16 protein-coding genes are annotated in these 16,194 nt (G+C 63.8%); 9 read left to right on the top strand and 7 right to left on the bottom strand.

What is annotated here, in order from left to right:
* Positions 1-68: 68 nt before the first annotated feature.
* The 7 genes from astA to AN401_RS15210 all read left to right on the top strand — a co-directional run bounded on the left by astA (position 69) and on the right by AN401_RS15210 (position 6,012).
* Positions 69-1,085 (top strand): arginine N-succinyltransferase, encoded by a 1,017-nt coding sequence (gene astA, locus AN401_RS15240; RefSeq protein ID WP_096779821.1) that lies wholly within the window; start codon positions 69-71, stop codon positions 1,083-1,085.
* Positions 1,086-1,089: 4 nt separating this feature from the next.
* Positions 1,090-2,559 (top strand): succinylglutamate-semialdehyde dehydrogenase, encoded by a 1,470-nt coding sequence (astD, locus tag AN401_RS15235; protein WP_096779820.1) that lies wholly within the window; start codon positions 1,090-1,092, stop codon positions 2,557-2,559.
* Between the two features lie 164 nt (positions 2,560-2,723).
* A complete protein-coding gene (locus tag AN401_RS15230) occupies positions 2,724-3,524 on the top strand; it encodes a DUF1338 domain-containing protein (RefSeq protein WP_096779819.1) in 801 nt (266 codons plus the stop codon).
* A gap of 177 nt (positions 3,525-3,701) precedes the next feature.
* Positions 3,702-4,565, top strand: coding sequence for an NAD(P)-dependent oxidoreductase (locus tag AN401_RS15225; protein ID WP_096779818.1), 864 nt, complete (start codon positions 3,702-3,704; stop codon positions 4,563-4,565).
* A 274-nt stretch (positions 4,566-4,839) separates the two neighbouring features.
* Positions 4,840-5,112: a nucleoid-associated protein HU-alpha gene (gene hupA / locus AN401_RS15220; RefSeq protein WP_094040604.1), complete on the top strand. Its 273-nt coding sequence runs from the start codon at positions 4,840-4,842 to the stop codon at positions 5,110-5,112.
* Between the two features lie 107 nt (positions 5,113-5,219).
* The gene (locus tag AN401_RS15215; RefSeq protein WP_094040605.1) at positions 5,220-5,654 is read left to right on the top strand and encodes a hypothetical protein; all 435 of its coding nucleotides are present in this window, start codon (positions 5,220-5,222) and stop codon (positions 5,652-5,654) included.
* A gap of 1 nt (position 5,655) precedes the next feature.
* Complete coding sequence (locus AN401_RS15210) at positions 5,656-6,012, top strand: sirohydrochlorin chelatase (protein ID WP_096779817.1); 357 nt, start codon at positions 5,656-5,658, stop codon at positions 6,010-6,012.
* A 105-nt stretch (positions 6,013-6,117) separates the two neighbouring features.
* On the opposite strand, the gene purD is transcribed toward AN401_RS15210, so the two are convergent.
* Together purD and purH are read right to left on the bottom strand one after the other, a co-directional pair.
* Positions 6,118-7,404: a phosphoribosylamine--glycine ligase gene (purD, locus tag AN401_RS15205; RefSeq protein WP_096779816.1), complete on the bottom strand. Its 1,287-nt coding sequence runs from the start codon at positions 7,402-7,404 to the stop codon at positions 6,118-6,120.
* 219 nt (positions 7,405-7,623) lie between these two features.
* On the bottom strand, positions 7,624-9,207 hold the full coding sequence (gene purH / locus AN401_RS15200) for a bifunctional phosphoribosylaminoimidazolecarboxamide formyltransferase/IMP cyclohydrolase (RefSeq protein ID WP_096779815.1): 1,584 nt from the start codon (positions 9,205-9,207) through the stop codon (positions 7,624-7,626).
* 197 nt (positions 9,208-9,404) lie between these two features.
* Between purH and zntR the strand changes: the two genes are divergently transcribed.
* A complete protein-coding gene (zntR, locus tag AN401_RS15195; RefSeq protein WP_094040610.1) occupies positions 9,405-9,833 on the top strand; it encodes a Zn(2+)-responsive transcriptional regulator in 429 nt (142 codons plus the stop codon).
* Between the two features lie 139 nt (positions 9,834-9,972).
* Here the strand turns inward: zntR and AN401_RS15190 are convergent, their stop codons facing one another.
* From AN401_RS15190 to AN401_RS15170, 5 genes are all read right to left on the bottom strand, one after another.
* Positions 9,973-10,395 (bottom strand): universal stress protein, encoded by a 423-nt coding sequence (locus AN401_RS15190; protein WP_096779814.1) that lies wholly within the window; start codon positions 10,393-10,395, stop codon positions 9,973-9,975.
* Positions 10,396-10,402: 7 nt separating this feature from the next.
* Positions 10,403-11,719, bottom strand: coding sequence for a TRAP transporter large permease (locus AN401_RS15185; RefSeq protein WP_094040612.1), 1,317 nt, complete (start codon positions 11,717-11,719; stop codon positions 10,403-10,405).
* Positions 11,719-12,249 (bottom strand): TRAP transporter small permease subunit, encoded by a 531-nt coding sequence (locus tag AN401_RS15180; protein ID WP_094040613.1) that lies wholly within the window; start codon positions 12,247-12,249, stop codon positions 11,719-11,721. The genes AN401_RS15185 and AN401_RS15180 overlap by 1 nt, the downstream gene beginning before the upstream one ends.
* A gap of 61 nt (positions 12,250-12,310) precedes the next feature.
* Positions 12,311-13,318: a TRAP transporter substrate-binding protein gene (locus tag AN401_RS15175; RefSeq protein WP_094040614.1), complete on the bottom strand. Its 1,008-nt coding sequence runs from the start codon at positions 13,316-13,318 to the stop codon at positions 12,311-12,313.
* Positions 13,319-13,584: 266 nt separating this feature from the next.
* The gene (locus tag AN401_RS15170) at positions 13,585-14,517 is read right to left on the bottom strand and encodes a LysR family transcriptional regulator (protein ID WP_094040615.1); all 933 of its coding nucleotides are present in this window, start codon (positions 14,515-14,517) and stop codon (positions 13,585-13,587) included.
* Between the two features lie 207 nt (positions 14,518-14,724).
* Between AN401_RS15170 and AN401_RS15165 the strand changes: the two genes are divergently transcribed.
* Positions 14,725-16,188 (top strand): NAD-dependent succinate-semialdehyde dehydrogenase, encoded by a 1,464-nt coding sequence (locus AN401_RS15165; RefSeq protein ID WP_096779813.1) that lies wholly within the window; start codon positions 14,725-14,727, stop codon positions 16,186-16,188.
* Positions 16,189-16,194 lie beyond the last annotated feature (6 nt).

The raw sequence follows: 16,194 nt of genomic DNA, 5'->3' as shown, positions 1-16,194 counted from the left end.
GCGACAGCTATCAGGGCGGGGCAGGGTTGCCTCGTCCTGGTCGCCAACTTTGTAATAAGGAGTTCTGCATGTTGGTGATTCGCCCCATCGAGCAGAGAGATTTCCCCACCCTCAAGCAGATCGCCATTGAATCCGGCCACGGTTTTACCTCGCTGCCGGTCAACGATGAGCTGTTGCAAAACAAGATCGATCATTCCATGGCCTCCTTCGCCAGCCGGCCGGCGGGCAAGGGCGAGTGCCTCTATTTCTTTGTGGCGGAAGACAGCGACACCGGCGAGGTGCTGGGCACCACCGCCCTGGACGCGGCCGTGGGCCTGTCTTCCCCCTTCTATACCTACCTGCTGGGCAAGCAGGTACACAGCTCGCGCAAGCTCGGCATCTACAACGTGGTCGAGACCCTGACCCTGACCAACGACTACACCGGGGTCAGCGAGCTGTGCACCCTGTTCCTGCGCGAAAAGGCGCGGGAAGGGCTGAACAGCCGGCTGCTGTCCAAGTGCCGTTTTCTGTTCCTGGCCGAGTTTTCCGAGCTGTTCGACCATCGCATCCTGGCCGAAATGCGCGGCGTGTCCGACGAGCGGGGCAACAGCCCGTTCTGGAGCTGGCTGCAGGAGCACTTTTTCTCCATGGACTTCCCCACCGTGGATTACCTCACCGGCATCGGCCAGAAGGGCTTTATCGCCGATCTGATGCCCAAGTACCCGATCTACGTCAACCTGCTGTCCCAGCAGGCGCGGGCGGTGATCGGCAAGACCCACGACAAGACCCGGCCGGCCCTGCGCCTGCTGGAGGAAGAAGGCTTCGCCTGGCGCGGCTATGTGGACATCTTCGACGCCGGCCCCAGTGTGGAATGCGATCTCAAGCACATCCGCACCGTGCGCAACAGCCGGCGGCTGACGGTGCAGGTTGGCCAGCCGGTACATGCCGGCAAGTTCCTGATCAGCAACACCCGTTTCGATGGTTTCCGGGCCCTGATCGGCGATATGGCAGTCAATGAAGAAAAAGCCCAGGCGGTGCTGTCCCCCGAGATGGCCCGCTTGCTCAAGGTTGAAGACGGCGACACCGTCCGGGTAGTGGAGATGTAAGGCAATGACTGAAGCAGTGCAATATATCAATGGTCAATGGCTGGCGGGCGAGGGCGAACCCTTCGCCTCCCTGGATCCGGCCAAGAATGAAGTGATCTGGCGCGGCGCGGCCGCCGGCCCCGAGCAGGTGGCCGCCGCCATCGCCGCCGCCCGCGAGGCGTCCCTGGCCTGGGCCGAGCGCCCGGTCGAGGAGCGGCTGGCCATCGCCAAGCGCTATGCCGAGCTGCTCAACGAACACAAGGAAGAGCTGGCGCAGGTGATCGCCCGGGAAACCGGCAAGCCCCAGTGGGAAACCCTCACCGAGGTGGCGGCCATGGTCGGCAAGGTCGGCATCTCCGAAAAGGCCTACTTCGAGCGCACCGGCACGGTGGAAAATCCCATGCCCGGCGCCCGCGCCTTTGTGCGCCACAAGCCCCACGGCGTGGTGGCGGTGTTCGGCCCCTACAACTTCCCCGGCCACCTGCCCAACGGCCACATAGTGCCGGCGCTGATCGCCGGCAATACCGTGGTGTTCAAGCCTTCCGAGCTGACCCCCATGGTGGCCCAGGAGATGGTCAGGCTGTGGGCGCAGGCCGGCCTGCCCGCCGGGGTGCTCAACCTGGTGCAGGGCGAGGTGGCCACCGGCAAGGCGCTGGCGGCCCATCCAGGCATCGACGGCCTGTTTTTCACCGGCTCGTCCCGCACCGGCAACCTGCTGCACAGCCAGTTCTCCGGCCAGCCGGGCAAGATCCTGGCGCTGGAGATGGGCGGCAACAACCCCCTGGTGGTGACCCGGGTGGAAGACGTGGACGCCGCCGTGCACACCATTATCCAGTCCGCCTTCATTACCTCCGGCCAGCGCTGCACCTGCTCGCGCCGTCTGCTGCTGCCGAAAGGCGAGGCCGGTGACCGCATCCTGGCACGGCTGGTGGCGGTGACCAAGGCCATCCGGGTCGGCCGGTACGACGCGGATCCCCAGCCCTTTATGGGCTCGATGATCTCCGAAAAGGCGGCCAAGGCCATGGTGGCGGCCCAGGCCCATCTGCTGGCCCTGGGCGGCGAGTCGCTGCTGATGCTCAAGCACCTGCAGGCCGGCACCGGCCTGGTGTCGCCGGGCATCATCGACGTTACCGCCATCCATGATCTGCCCGACGAGGAATACTTCGGCCCGCTGCTGCAGGTGATCCGCTACACCGAGCTGCCCGAGGCCCTGGCCATCGCCAACCACACCCGCTACGGGTTGTCGGCCGGCCTGCTGTCGGACCACCAGGAAGACTGGGACTATTTCTTCCGCCGCATCCGCGCCGGCATCGTCAACTGGAACAAGCCGATCACCGGCGCCTCCAGCGCCGCCCCCTTCGGCGGCATCGGTGAGAGCGGCAACCACAGGGCCAGCGCCTACTATGCGGCGGACTACTGCGCCTACCCGGTGGCCTCGGTGGAAGACGACAGGGTGACCATGCCGGCCAGCCTGTCGCCCGGGCTGCAGTTCTAGGGCGCACCGATGGCAGGCCCCGGCCTTGGCCGGGGTGGGGGAGGAGACAAGGCCGGCCGGCGTTTTGCCGGTCGGCCATCAAGGTACTGAGCGGCCCGGCGCCGTTATCCGGACCGCTCGGATTGCGTGAAATAGGGATGACCCCACAACAAGGAAAAAAGAGCATGCACACTTCGGTGAATGAACTGTTCAACGCCCTGTGGCAGGACTATCTGAAGATGACCCCCAGCGCCCTGGAGATCCACGAGCTGCTGGGCGGCGGCAAGGCCATCATCAACGACCACGTGGCGTTTCGTACCTTCCGCCATCCCAAGCTGGGGCTGGAGAAGCTGGCCGCCCACTTCCTGGCGCTGGGCTACGAGCAGAAGGGCGAGTACCATTTCGAGGCCAAGAAGCTCTACGCCCGCCACTACGAGCATCCCCTCGATGCCACCGCGCCCAAGGTGTTTATCAGCGAACTGCTGCTGGAGCAGTGCTCCCCCGGGCTGCAGCGCATCGTCGCCGGCCTGATCGACCAGGTGGACGAGGGCCTGCCCGCCCAGACCGGTTTCCTCTATTCCGGCGCGCCCTGGAAGCTCTCTTATGAAGACTACAAGGCCCTGCTGGAAGAGAGCGAATACGCGGCCTGGCTGGCGGCCTACGGCTTTAGGGCCAACCACTTCACCGTCAGCGTCAACGAGCTGGACGGCTTCGACAGCCTGGAGGCGGTGAACAGCGCGCTCAAGAACGCGGGCTTCCGGCTCAACACCGCGGGCGGCGAGATCAAGGGCTCGCCCGAGGTGCTGCTGGAGCAGTCCTCCACCATGGCCGACACCGCCATCGTCGAGTTCAGCGACGGCAAGGCCGAGCTGCCGAGCTGCTTCTACGAGTTCGCCCTGCGCTATGCCCAGCCCGACGGCAAGCTCTACACCGGCTTCGTCGCCGCCTCGGCGGACAAGATTTTCGAAAGTACCAACGTCAATTGATAACCCGCGGGGACACCCCGCCGCTTGCCCATAACAAGAAGTGCCCTTTCGGCAAGGCCCGCGCAGGCGGACCTTGCCTTTTTTATGGTGCCGGCAAGGCTTGTCCCCATTCCCTCGGCGTGTGATGATTTCTCTCCGATTCAATTTGTTATCTCTACCAGAGCAGGGGAACAGAAGATGAAACTGGCATTTATCGGACTGGGGGTCATGGGCTTTCCCATGGCCGGACATCTGCAGCAGGCGGGCCACGAGGTCTGCGTTTACAACCGCAACCCGCAAAAGGCGGCCGACTGGGTGGCGCGCTTTGGCGGCGCCCGTGCCGACACCCCCGCCGAGGCGGCCCAGGGCGCCGACATGGTGATGATTTGCGTGGGCAACGACGACGACGTCCGTGGCGTGGTGTACGGCGAGCAGGGGATACTGGCCGGGATGAAGGCCGGCGCCCTGCTCATCGACCACACCACCACCTCGGCGGAGCTGGCGGAGGAGCTGGCCGGCAAGGCCGCCGGGGCCGGGCTGCGCTTTATCGATGCCCCCGTGTCCGGCGGCCAGTTGGGGGCGGAAAACGGTGCCCTGACGGTGATGATCGGCGGCGACGAGGCGGACGTGGCCGAGGCCGCGCCGGTGCTCGCCGCCTACGGCAAGAAGGTGACCCGACTGGGGCCGGTGGGCGCCGGCCAGCGTTGCAAGATGGTCAACCAGATCTGCGTGATCGGGGCGGTGCAGGGCATTGCCGAGGGGCTGATGATCGCCAGGAAGGCCGGGCTCGACATCCCCACCCTGATCGAGGTGCTGGCCGGCGGCGCGGCCCAGAGCTGGCAGTTGCAGAACCGGGCCCAGACCATGGCCGAGGGCAAGTTCGACTTCGGCTTCGCCGCCCAGTGGATGCACAAGGATCTGGGCATCTGCCTGGACGAGGCCAAGCACCAGGGACTCAAGCTGCCGCTCACCGAGCATGTGTACCAGGTCTACGAGAAGTTGCTGGCCGAGGGCTATGGCCGCTGCGACTCCACCGTGGTGATCAAGGATCTGGAGTCCTGACGCGTCAGCCGGGCCGCCGCCAGGCCCGGCATTGCGGCAGATTTTGCCTGTGGCACGGCGCCGGGGCTTGGCAGCCCGGGTTCCGGTCGGCTATGCTGACGTCGTCCGTCGTCCTGTCGTCACGGGCTTTTCCCTTGCGGTTATGTGATGTTTTCCGCAGTTTCCGAACAAAACAACGGCACTTGATATTTGGCTTCAAGACAAAGGCTTTGCTTGAGCCCGAAATTTGACTAGAGTGGGCAACCGCTTAATGCCAAGTGAGAAAGGATCCCCTATGAACAAGACTCAGCTTGTCGATGCAATCGCCGCCAAGGCGGACTTGAGCAAGGCTCAGGCCAAGGCAGCACTGGAAGAAGTACTCAACGGTATCACCCAAAGCCTGAAGGAAGGTGATCCGGTTCAGCTGGTCGGCTTCGGCACTTTCAAGGTAAACCATCGCGCCGCCCGCACCGGTCGCAACCCGCAAACCGGCAAGGAAATCGAAATTGCCGCCGCCAATGTGCCGAGCTTCGTGGCCGGCAAGGCGCTGAAAGACGCGGTCAAATAATCTCCCCAAACCCGGCTCTGCCGGGTTTTTTTTCACCTTCTCTTGCTCCTTTGATTGTCCGGTTGTTATAACTGAACCAGGTCTGTTCCCGTTTCAGGGAGGCTGTTATGGAAGTAAACGCGATTCGACAGGTGGCGACACCCTGGGCTGGTGCCCGAGGGCTGGCCACGGGGCTGATGCTCACCGAGCTGCATCAGGATGTGTGGAATGGCAGTCTGCGGTTGTCGATGGGCATGCCCACCGATATCGACACACCGCCCCGGGTGATCTACCGGCTGGTGTTCGAGCACCTGCTCGGCTACCGGGTACTGGAGGGAAGCGACGTACTGGATTTTGTGGACGACGACGAGCGGGATGTCGACGCCCAGGTGCAGCTGATTACCCCGTCCCGTTTTCTGACCTGGTTTCACCAGCAGACCCAGGGCACTCACCTGGATGAAGACATCCAGCACTACCGTATTTCCAGCTGGGATTTTTGTGTTGACGTACTGGCGGCCCAGGCGCCCCTGGTACAGCTGAAAACAGGATTGAGAAAGGAGTGATATGAAGGGGTTTATCCTGGTCGCCCACGGCAGCCGGCGGGCGGCCGCCAACGACGAAATCGCCGCCTTTGCCGGCGCCCTGGCCGAGGGCATGGGCGACAAGTTTGCTGTTATCGGCCATGGGTTCTGGGAGCTGGCCGAGCCCAGCCTGGAGCAGGCCATCGATGCCCAGGTGGCGGCCGGCGCCACCGACATCCGCTTGTTTCCCTATTTCCTGGCCCAGGGCAAGCATGTGGTGAAGGACTTGCCCTCGGTGCTGGAGCAGAAGCGGGAGCAGTATCCGCAGCTGAGCATCACCCTGCTGCCCCACCTGGGCGCCCTGCCCGGTTTCGCCAACTGGCTGGGGCGGCAGCTGTAAACCGCCGCCAACGCGCAAAAAGAAAGAGGGGCCTATCCGGCCCCTCGGTATTATCCTTCCAGCTTCCAGCTTCCAGCTTCCAGCTTCCAGCTTCCAGCTTCCAGCTTACGCCTGCTGTTCCCGTTCGATGGCGCGGTAGGCGATGTCGTTGCGGTAGAAGACGCCATCCCATGCGATCTGGCGGGTTACCGCATAGGCGTTGGCCTGGGCCTCGGTCACGGTATGGCCCAGGGCGGTGGCGCACAGCACCCGGCCGCCGGAGGTGACCAGCTCGTTGTCCTTGAACTTGGTGCCGGCGTGGAACACCTTGGTGCTCTCGGTTTCGGCGGGGATGCCGGTGATGACGTCGCCCTGGCGATAGTGGCCCGGGTAGCCGCCCGCCGCCAGCACCACGCCCACCGAGGCGCGCGGGTCGAACTCGGCGGTCACTTGGTCCAGCTCACCCTTGCAGCCGGCCAGGCACAGCTCCACCAGATCCGACTGCAGGCGCAGCATGATCGGCTGGGTTTCCGGGTCGCCGAAGCGGCAGTTGAACTCGATCACCTTGGGCTGGCCGCTCTTGTCGATCATCAGGCCGGCGTAGAGGAAACCCTTGTAGACGTGGCCTTCTTCCGCCATGCCGCGCACCGTGGGCATGATCACCTGCTCCATGATGCGGTCGTGGATTTCGGGAGTGACCACGGGGGCGGGACTGTAGGCGCCCATGCCGCCGGTGTTGGGGCCGGTGTCGCCGTCGCCGACGCGCTTGTGATCCTGGCTGGTGGCCATGGGCAGCACGTGCTCGCCGTCCACCATCACGATAAAGGAGGCTTCCTCGCCGTCGAGGAACTCCTCGATCACCACCCGGCTGCCGGCGTCACCGAAGGCATTGCCGGCCAGCATGTCGCGGACCGCCGCCTCGGCCTCTTCCAGGGTCATGGCCACGATCACGCCCTTGCCCGCGGCCAGGCCGTCGGCCTTGACCACGATGGGGGCGCCCTGCTCGCGCAGGTATTCCAGCGCCGGCTCCACCTGGGTGAAGTTTTGGTAGGCGGCGGTGGGGATCCGCTGCCGGGCCAGGAAGTCCTTGGTGAAGGCCTTGGAGCCTTCGAGCTGGGCGGCGGCGGCGCTGGGGCCGAAGATGGTCAGGCCTTCGGCCTCGAAGGCGTCGACCACGCCGGCCACCAGCGGGGCCTCGGGGCCCACTATGGTCAGGCCGATCTGTTCCTGCTGGGCGAAGGCCAGCAGATCCTTGATGTCGGTGGCGGAGATGGCCACGTTGGTGAGGCTGGGCTCGAGCTCGGTGCCGGCGTTGCCGGGGGCCACGAATACCTGGCTTACCTTGGGAGACTGGGCGGCTTTCCAGGCCAGGGCGTGTTCACGACCGCCACCGCCGATAACCAATACCTTCATGGTCTGTTCCTTAAAATCGGTTCGAAGATAGTGTCTGTTTTGTGCCGCGCGAGACTGGCAGGGTCGGCACGCCGACACGCTGCAAGTACATCCATGTAAGCTCGACGGCGGCATCCCTGCCGCCGACGGTCGGCTTAGCCGACCCTGCCAGTCCTGCTTTCAATACCTGGTGTTGCCTGCTGAACATGCCATGCAGGCGCATCCGGCACAGAAGGATAATCAGTGCCGGAAATGGCGCATACCGGTAAACACCATGGCCATGCCGTGCTCGTCGGCGGCCTGGATCACTTCTTCGTCGCGCATGGAGCCGCCGGGCTGGATCACGCAGCTGATGCCGGCGGCGGCGGCGGCGTCGATGCCGTCACGGAAGGGGAAGAAGGCGTCGGAGGCCATCACGGATCCTTCCACCTGCAGGCCTTCGTCGGCGGCCTTGATGCCGGCGATCTTGGCGGAGTAGACGCGGCTCATCTGGCCGGCGCCCACGCCGATGGTCTGGCCGCCTTTAGCGTAGACGATGGCGTTGGATTTGACGTACTTGGCCACCTTCCAGCAGAACAGCAGATCCTGCAGCTCCTCGGCGGTGGGCTGGCGCTTGCTGACCACCTTGAGGTCGGCCAGCTCCACCATGCCCTGGTCGCGATCCTGCACCAGGATGCCGCCGTTGACGCGCTTGATGTCCAGTCCCCGGGTCTTGCCGGCCCACTGGCCGCACTCCAGCAGGCGCACGTTCTTCTTGTCGGCCACGGCCGCTTTCGCCTCGGCGGAAATGCTGGGGGCGATGATCACCTCCACGAACTGGCGCTCGATAATGGCACGGGCGGTGGCCTCGTCCAGCTCGCGGTTGAAGGCGATGATGCCGCCGAAGGCGGAGGTGGGGTCGGTCTGGTAGGCGCGGTCGTAGGCTTCCAGCAAGTCCTTGCCCAGGGCCACGCCGCAGGGATTGGCGTGCTTGACGATGACGCAGGCCGGCTCATCGAATTCCTTCACGCACTCCAGGGCAGCGTCGGTATCGGCGATGTTGTTGTAGGACAGTTCCTTGCCCTGCAGCTGGGTGGCGGTGGCGACCGAGGCCTCGTCCACCTGGTTCTCCACGTAGAAGGCGGCGCTCTGGTGGCTGTTTTCGCCGTAGCGCAGATCCTGCTTCTTGGTGAACTGGTAGTTGATGGTGCGGGGGAACTTGGAGCCCTCGGCGGCCTCGTGGTAGGCCGGCACCATGGTGCCGAAGTAGTTGGCGATCATGCCGTCGTACTGGGCGGTGTGCTCGAAGGCGGCAATGGCCAGGCTGAAGCGGGTGGCCTGGGTCAGGCTGTTGCCGTTGGCGTCCATCTCGGCCAGCAGGCGGTCGTAGTCGCCGGCGTTGACCACTATGGCCACGTCGTTGTGGTTCTTGGCCGCGGCGCGGACCATGGTGGGGCCGCCGATGTCGATGTTCTCGATGGCGTCTTCCAGGGTGCAGTCAGGCTTGGCCACGGTGTTGGCGAAGGGGTAGAGGTTGACCACCACCATGTCGATGGGCAGGATACCGTGCTCGGCCATGATGGCATCGTCCTGGCCGCGGCGACCGAGGATGCCGCCGTGCACCTTGGGGTGCAGGGTCTTGACCCGACCGTCCATCATCTCCGGAAAGCCGGTATAGTCGGACACTTCGGTCACGGGCAGGCCCTGGTCGGCCAGCAGGCGGGCGGTGCCGCCGGTGGACAGCAGTTCCACGCCGCGGGCCTGCAGGCCGCGGGCGAACTCCAGGATGCCTTGTTTGTCGGACACACTCAGCAGAGCACGGCGAATGGGTCGAGCAGTTTCCATTATGTTCTCGTTCCTTTAACGATCAATCGGGGGGTTTGGTAAAATCGGCGTGACCACCGGCTTTACCAAACCGCCTGGTACGCCAGAACGGAGGCGGCATATTCTACAGCATTTTGTGGTGCCTTGTCGGACTATTTGCTTTGGTGTCAAGAGGTTTTATGTATAACAAAACCATGCTGCAAGCGGAGGATTGAGGAATGTTTCGAATCGGCGAACTGGCCAGGCATTTCGGCATCAAGGCCGATACCCTGCGCTTTTACGAGAAGGAGGGGCTGCTCGCCCCCAGCCTGCGCACCCCGGCCGGCTACCGGCTCTACAGCGAGGAGGACAAGAACCGGCTGCATTTTATTTTGCGCTGTAAACGGGTGGGCTTTTCCCTGAAGGACATCGAAGAGCTGCTGTCGCTGCGGATCAGCAGCTGCCAGGCTACCTGCCGCGAGGTGAAGGCGGTGGCCGACGCCAAGCTGGCGGACGTGGAGGAGCGCATTGCCGAGCTGGAACGCTTCCGCCACTCCCTCAAGCAGCTGTCCGACGCCTGCTGCGGCGGCCTGGAAAGCGCCGAGCACTGCTCCATCCTCGAGGCGCTGGACGGCCGGCTCCCCACCGCCGAAAACAACGCCCGCTGAACGCCCCCTGAACACGGCAGCCTGGTCTGCCGCACCGGCCTGCCCCGCGCAGGCTTACCGACGTCTCCCCGGTTTTTCCATCTGCTCTCCGCTTCCGGAGCCCCGTCGGGTTCGCGTATTTCCCTGTCTCTCCGCCGGCTCAGCGGATCACCAGCACGGCGCAGTCGGCGTGGCGCACCACCTTGGAGGAGTTGGAGCCGAGCAGGTAGGTCTCGGCGCCGGGGCGGGAGGCGGGCATGATGATCAGATCCACCCCGTGCTTGCGGGCCTGGGCGAGGATGCTGTCGTACACCACCCCCCGCTTGACCCAGAGTTTGCCCCGGTGGGGCTCGGGGATCCCGTTCTCCATAAAGGCCTCCATCTGTTGCCGGACCACTTGCTCCAGGTTGTCGAGCAGCTCGTTCGACAGCAGGGCGGCGGCGGCGTGGTGGATGCGCGCCGGGTTGACGTAGAGCAGGTTGATCCTGCCCTCGGGATGGCAGAGTTTGAGCGCCGACTCCAGCACCTGGGGACAGAGATCCTGGTGTTCAAAGTCCAGTGGCAGCAGTATTTGCTTGAACATAAGCGTGTTACCCCATCAGTTTGTTGGGCAGCCAGGTCACGATGTCGGGCACCAGCATGCACAGGATAAGGACGCCCAGCTTGAGCATGACGAAGGGCAGCACCGACTTGTAGATATCCAGCATTGTCACGCCCGGCGGGGCTATGCCCTTGAGGTAGAAGAGGGCGAAGCCGTAGGGCGGGGTCTGCACCGCGATTTCGATGTTCAGTATCATCAGTATGCCGAACCAGATGGGATCATAGCCCAGGCTCACCGCGATCGGGGTGAACAGGGGGGCGCAGATCAGCACGATGATCATCTCGTCGATGATAAAGCCGAGCAGCAGCATCACCACCTGCATCATCAGGATGATCACGATGGGGGGCAGATCCAGGCCGGCGGCGAAGTCGGCCACCATGCCCTGCACGCCCATCAGCAGGTGGAAGTTGCTGAACACCGAGGCGCCCAGCACTATCCAGATGGCCACGCTCACCAGCAGGGCGGTTTCGATGCCGGACCGTTTCATCATCTTGAGCTTGAAGCGCTTGTACATGATGGCCAGCAGCAGGGCGCCGACCACGCCGATGGCGCCAGACTCGGTGGGGGTGGCGATGCCGCTGATGATGCTGCCCAGCACCACCACGATCAGCAGCAGGGCCATCAGGCCGTCGCGCAGGGTGATAAAGCGCTCTTTCGGGCTCTGGGGCGCATCCAGGGCGTGGCCGATGGGGGCCCGGCTCGGGTTGAGCTTGCAGGAGATCACCACGTAGAGGATGAGCACGGTAATGGAGATCAGCGCCGGCACCAGGGCGGCGATAAACATCTTGCCCACCGAGGTCTGGGTGGTGGAGCTGAACAGTATCATGGGGATGCTGGGCGGGATCAGGATCCCCAAGCCGCCGCCGGCCATGATCACGCCGAGTGCCAGCTTCTTGTCGTAGCCGCGTTCCAGCATGGGGCGCAGGGCGATGCTGCCCGAGGTCATGATGCCGGCACCGATGATGCCCACCATGGCGCCGATCATGGAGCAGACGCCGATCACGCTGATGGCGAGCGACCCGCGGATACGGCCGATGAGCAGCTGGCTGGCCTTGAACATGGCGTCGCCGATGCCGGAGCGGGTCAGCAACTGGCCCATGTAGATGTAGAGCGGGATGGCCAGCAGCACAAAGCTGAACAGGGTGCTCTCGATGGTGGTGGGCACTATGTTGAAGATGCCCTCGCCCCAGGTGGCATAGCCGAGCAGCATGGCCACGCCGCCCAGGGCCAGGCCCACCTGGGCGCCCAGCATAAAGGAAATCAGCACTCCCAGCAGCAGGAGGCCGGTGATCATTTCAATACTCATTATTCCTCGTCCTCGGACAGCAGGGGCTCACCGGTGAACAATTGCCAGGCATCCTTGAGCATGTCGCCGGACAATTGCAGCAGGAACAAAATGGCGGCGGCGGTCACCATCACCCAGAAGTGGCCGATGGAGGGGCCCCATTCCGACTGGCGGGTGTAGCCGAAGTCGATGGCCTCCAGCGCCTTTTCCCAGCTCTTGCTGGCGACCACGATCAGGAAGAAGCCACCCAGCACATTGGAAAGCAGGTTGAACAGGTTCTTGATGCGCTGGGACACCGCCAGGTAGACGATATCCACGTTGATATGGGCCTTTTTCAGCTGGGCATGGGCCCCGCACAGGGCGCCGATATAGCCGAACAGGAACAGCGACACGTCGTAGGCCCAGAGGGTCGGGCTGTTGAGCACGTAGCGGGCGAACACCTCGAAGGCGATGGTCGCCGCCAGCAGGGGCAGGGCCAGGGCGATGGTGTGGCTGACCGTGGACACCAGCAGGCCGACCCCTTTGCACCATAAACAAAGCAGTGTTTTCATCGTGCATCCGTGGGTTGAGATACGGATCTGCCCCGCCTGGGCGGGGCAGCATGGTGGAGGGTTACTTGAGCAGCTCTACCAGTTGGGCGCTGTACTTGTCGGTTTTGCCGTAGTGGGCCCAGACCGCCTCGGCTGCTTCACGCCACTTGGCCTGGTCGGCGTCGGAGGCCGCGGGGCTCCACTGCATGCCGATCTTCTCCATGTCGGCCACCGCGTCCTGCTCCCACAGGGCGGACTTCTCGGCCTGCTGCTGGGCGTGCCAGCTGGCGGCGTTGCGGACCACTTCCTTCAGGTCGTCGGGCAGCTTGTTCCAGGCGTTCTTGTTGACCAGCACGGGCAGGGCCTGGGCGCTGGACACCGGCAGCGGGTACATGTACTTGGCCACCTCGGCGAAGTTGCCGTCGCGGTGGTCGATCAGGTTGGAGCCGATGGTGCCGTCGATGACGCCGGTGGCCAGGCTGGTGTAGACCTCGCCCCAGGCCAGGTTGACCGGGGAGGCGCCCAGCTCGCGGAAGAAGCGGCCGTAGGCGCCGGGGGCACGGATCTTCAGGCCCTTGAAGTCCTCGATGGATTCGATTTTCTTCTTGGTGATGACGTAGACGCCGGGCTGGAAGTAGGGATCCAGCCACACCAGGCCATGGCGGTCGTAGGCTTCGGTCAGGATCTCGCCCCAGCCTTTCTCGTGGAACAGGGTGTTCAGCTCTTCCAGGGTGCCGCTGGAACCGGGCAGGCCCACCTCGACCACGCCGAAGGGAATTTCACCGGCGTGCATGGGCTGGAAGGGGGCGGCCATGTCCAGCAGGCCGGACTTGGTGGCGCCGATGATGCCGGCGGTGTCCACGCCTTCACCGGCGTAGAGCATGTTGATCTTCATGCGACCGTTGGAGTCGGCTTCGATCTTGTCGGCGAAGGACTGGTAGACGTCACCGAAGGCGGTGCCACGGGAGTAGAGGTTGGTAAAGCGCCAGGTGATGTCGGCAGCCATGGCTTCCATGGTCATGCCCATGCCGGCGACGGCGATCAGGGAGGCGGCGATTTTGGTGCGAGCTGAGCTCCAGATACGAGTCATGGTTAGTCCCTTGTGTTATCACATTCCATCGCTTTGGGCGGGCCCAAAGTCATTGTTGATATTTTGTTACCCCTGAGGGGTATACGCAGTCTGCGACAGCTCCGTCATGGATTAAATACATAATGATTCATGTTTGGTTTGAGCCCAGTCAAACAAAACGCGGAAAACCCAGCTTGGTGCAGTAGTAAGCACCAAAAGGGTGCATATTTAAAGCATTTTCGATGGAGGTTATGTGAAGCCGGTCACGGACGCAACCGGCTTGGTTCTCAGGAGGCGGGTACCAGGTGGCTCTGCAACAGCTGCAGGAACAGTTCCTTCAGCCGGCTCTGGCGGCCATGGCTGCGGGTGATGGCGGAGATGCCGAGGTAGTGGTTCTTCTGCTCCGGCAGCAGCGCCTTGAGCCGGCCGCTTTCCACCCAGCGGCGGGCGAAGCTCTCGGGCAAAAAGCCGATATACTGGCCGGAGAGGATCAGCGCCGCCCTCGGCTCGTAGTGGTAGGCGCGCCCGGCCAGGCGCAGGCCGGCCAGTTGGGCGCTGGCCTCCGGGTTGGTATAGATGCCGGGGTGAATGAGCTTGTGGTCACCCAGGCGCTGTTCGATGATCTGGTCGTCCTCGGCGTAGAACAGCGGATGGCGGTCGCTGCAATAGAGGAAGCAGCGCACCTTGTACAGGTGGTGGTATTCCAGCCCTTCCAGATCCCGGTGGTAGTGGATAAAGCCGATGTCGGCGTCCTCGCTCAGCACCCGCCGCTCGATCTCGCCCATATGGGCCACGTCCACGCTTACGTTCACATCCGGCGCCTGCTCGCCCAGGGCGGCGAACACATCGGCCATGGGAAAGTCGTCCTCCAGCCAGATGTTATCGCTGGACACGATTTTCAGCTCGCCGGTGAGCTGTTCGTGCAGCTCGTTCACCGTATAGCGGAACTCCTCCAGCCGGGCGAACAGCCGCTTGGCGGACTCGTAGATCACCATGCCGTCGTCGGTGAGGGCGAAGCCGGAGCGGCCCCGCCGGCAGAGCTTGAGCTTGAGCCGGTTTTCCAGGTTGGCCATGTGCACGCTGATGGTGGAGCGGCTGATGTTGAGTTCGGTTTCCGCCGCCGAAAAGCCGCCGCACTCCACCACCGTCTTGAACAGTTTGAGCAGGCGGATTTCGTAATCACCGATTTGCCCCAGCACGGGCCTGCTTGCTTGGCTCATAGTTTGATATTCTTCAATGTGAATGTTGATACGTGATCATTTATAGGACTTTAAGCGCAAGGCTAACATGCAATCAAAGTATGGCCAATGCGGCCACGGCGACGAAGGCGCAAATCGCGGATTTTAACGCGATTCTGTGATGGCGGTGCCGTGGTTGTCGGCCGGCCCCTTGGGGCTTGCATGGACTCAACACCGAGGCGCAGTTTTATGAGCATCAATACCGTCAACAGCAACCTAGTGAAAGACGCCGGCCACATCAATGGCCAGTGGCGCCAGGCCGACAGCGGCGCCACCATTTCCGTATATAACCCCGCCACCGGCGAGTTGCTGGGCCGGGTGCCCGACATGGGCGTGGACGAAACCCGTGCCGCCATCGACGCGGCCAGCCAGGCCCTGGCCGGCTGGAGCGCGCTCAATCCCAAGGAGCGGGCCCGGCTGCTGCGCCGCTGGTTCGATCTGATCATCGAGCACAAGGAAGAGCTGGCCCGGCTGATGACCCTGGAGCAGGGCAAGCCGCTGTTCGAGACCCGGGGCGAGGTGCTGTACGGTGCTTCCTATATCGAGTGGTACGCCGAGGAAGGCAAGCGCGCCTACGGCAAGCTGTTTGCCGCGCCCACCGCCGACCGGCGTACCCTGAGCATCCAGCAGCCCATCGGGGTGGTGGCCGCCATCACCCCCTGGAACTTCCCCAACGCCATGATCACCCGCAAGATAGCGCCGGCGCTGGCGGCGGGCTGCACCATAGTGGTCAAGCCCTCCGAGGAAACCCCCTTCTCCGCTCTGGCGCTGATGGCCCTGGCGGAGCAGGCCGGCATTCCCGCCGGGGTGATCAACATGATCACCAGCTCCCGGGCGGCGGACGTGGGCCAGGCGCTGACCGGCGACAGCCGGGTGCGCAAGCTGTCCTTCACCGGCTCCACCCGGGTGGGCAAGCTGCTCTACGGCCAGAGCGCCGACACCGTGAAGAAGCTCAGCCTGGAGCTGGGCGGCAATGCGCCCTTTATCGTGTTCGACGACGCCAACCTGGAGGCGGCGGTGGCCGGCGCCCTGGCATCCAAGTTCCGCAACGCCGGCCAGACCTGCGTGTGCGCCAACCGCATCCTGGTGCAGGACGGCATCTACGACGCCTTTATGGCCCGCTTTAAAGAGGAAGTGGAAAAGTTCGTGGTGGGCAACGGCCTGGAAGAGGGCACCACCATGGGGCCGGTGATCAACCGGGCGGCGATAGACAAGATCGCCGCCATGGTGGACCGGGCCCAGAGCCAGGGCGCCCGACTGCTGACCGGAGGCCAACGTCACCCGGCCGGCGAGCTGTTCTTCACCCCGACCATTCTGACCGGGGTGACCCAGGACATGGAGATCGCCCAACAGGAGATCTTCGGCCCGGTGGCGCCGGTGATCCGCTTCAGGGACGATGCCGAGGCGATTGCCATCGCCAACGACACCCCCTACGGCCTGGCCGCCTATTTTTATACCGAGAGCCATGCTCGCATCTGGAAGGTGGCCGAGGCGCTCGAGTACGGCATGATCGGCATCAACGAAGGCATCATTTCCAACGAAGCGGCGCCCTTCGGTGGCGTCAAGGAATCCGGCCTGGGCCGCGAAGGCTCCGCCCAGGGGCTGGAAGATTACATGGAAACCAAATACCTGTGCATGGGCGGCATCCGCTGAGCAGGA

Source organism: Zobellella denitrificans, from assembly GCF_002407485.1.
GTDB lineage: Bacteria > Pseudomonadota > Gammaproteobacteria > Enterobacterales > Aeromonadaceae > Oceanimonas > Oceanimonas denitrificans.
The sequence above is the reverse complement of the archived record's forward strand: the minus strand, read 5'-3'. Positions and strand labels throughout refer to the sequence as shown.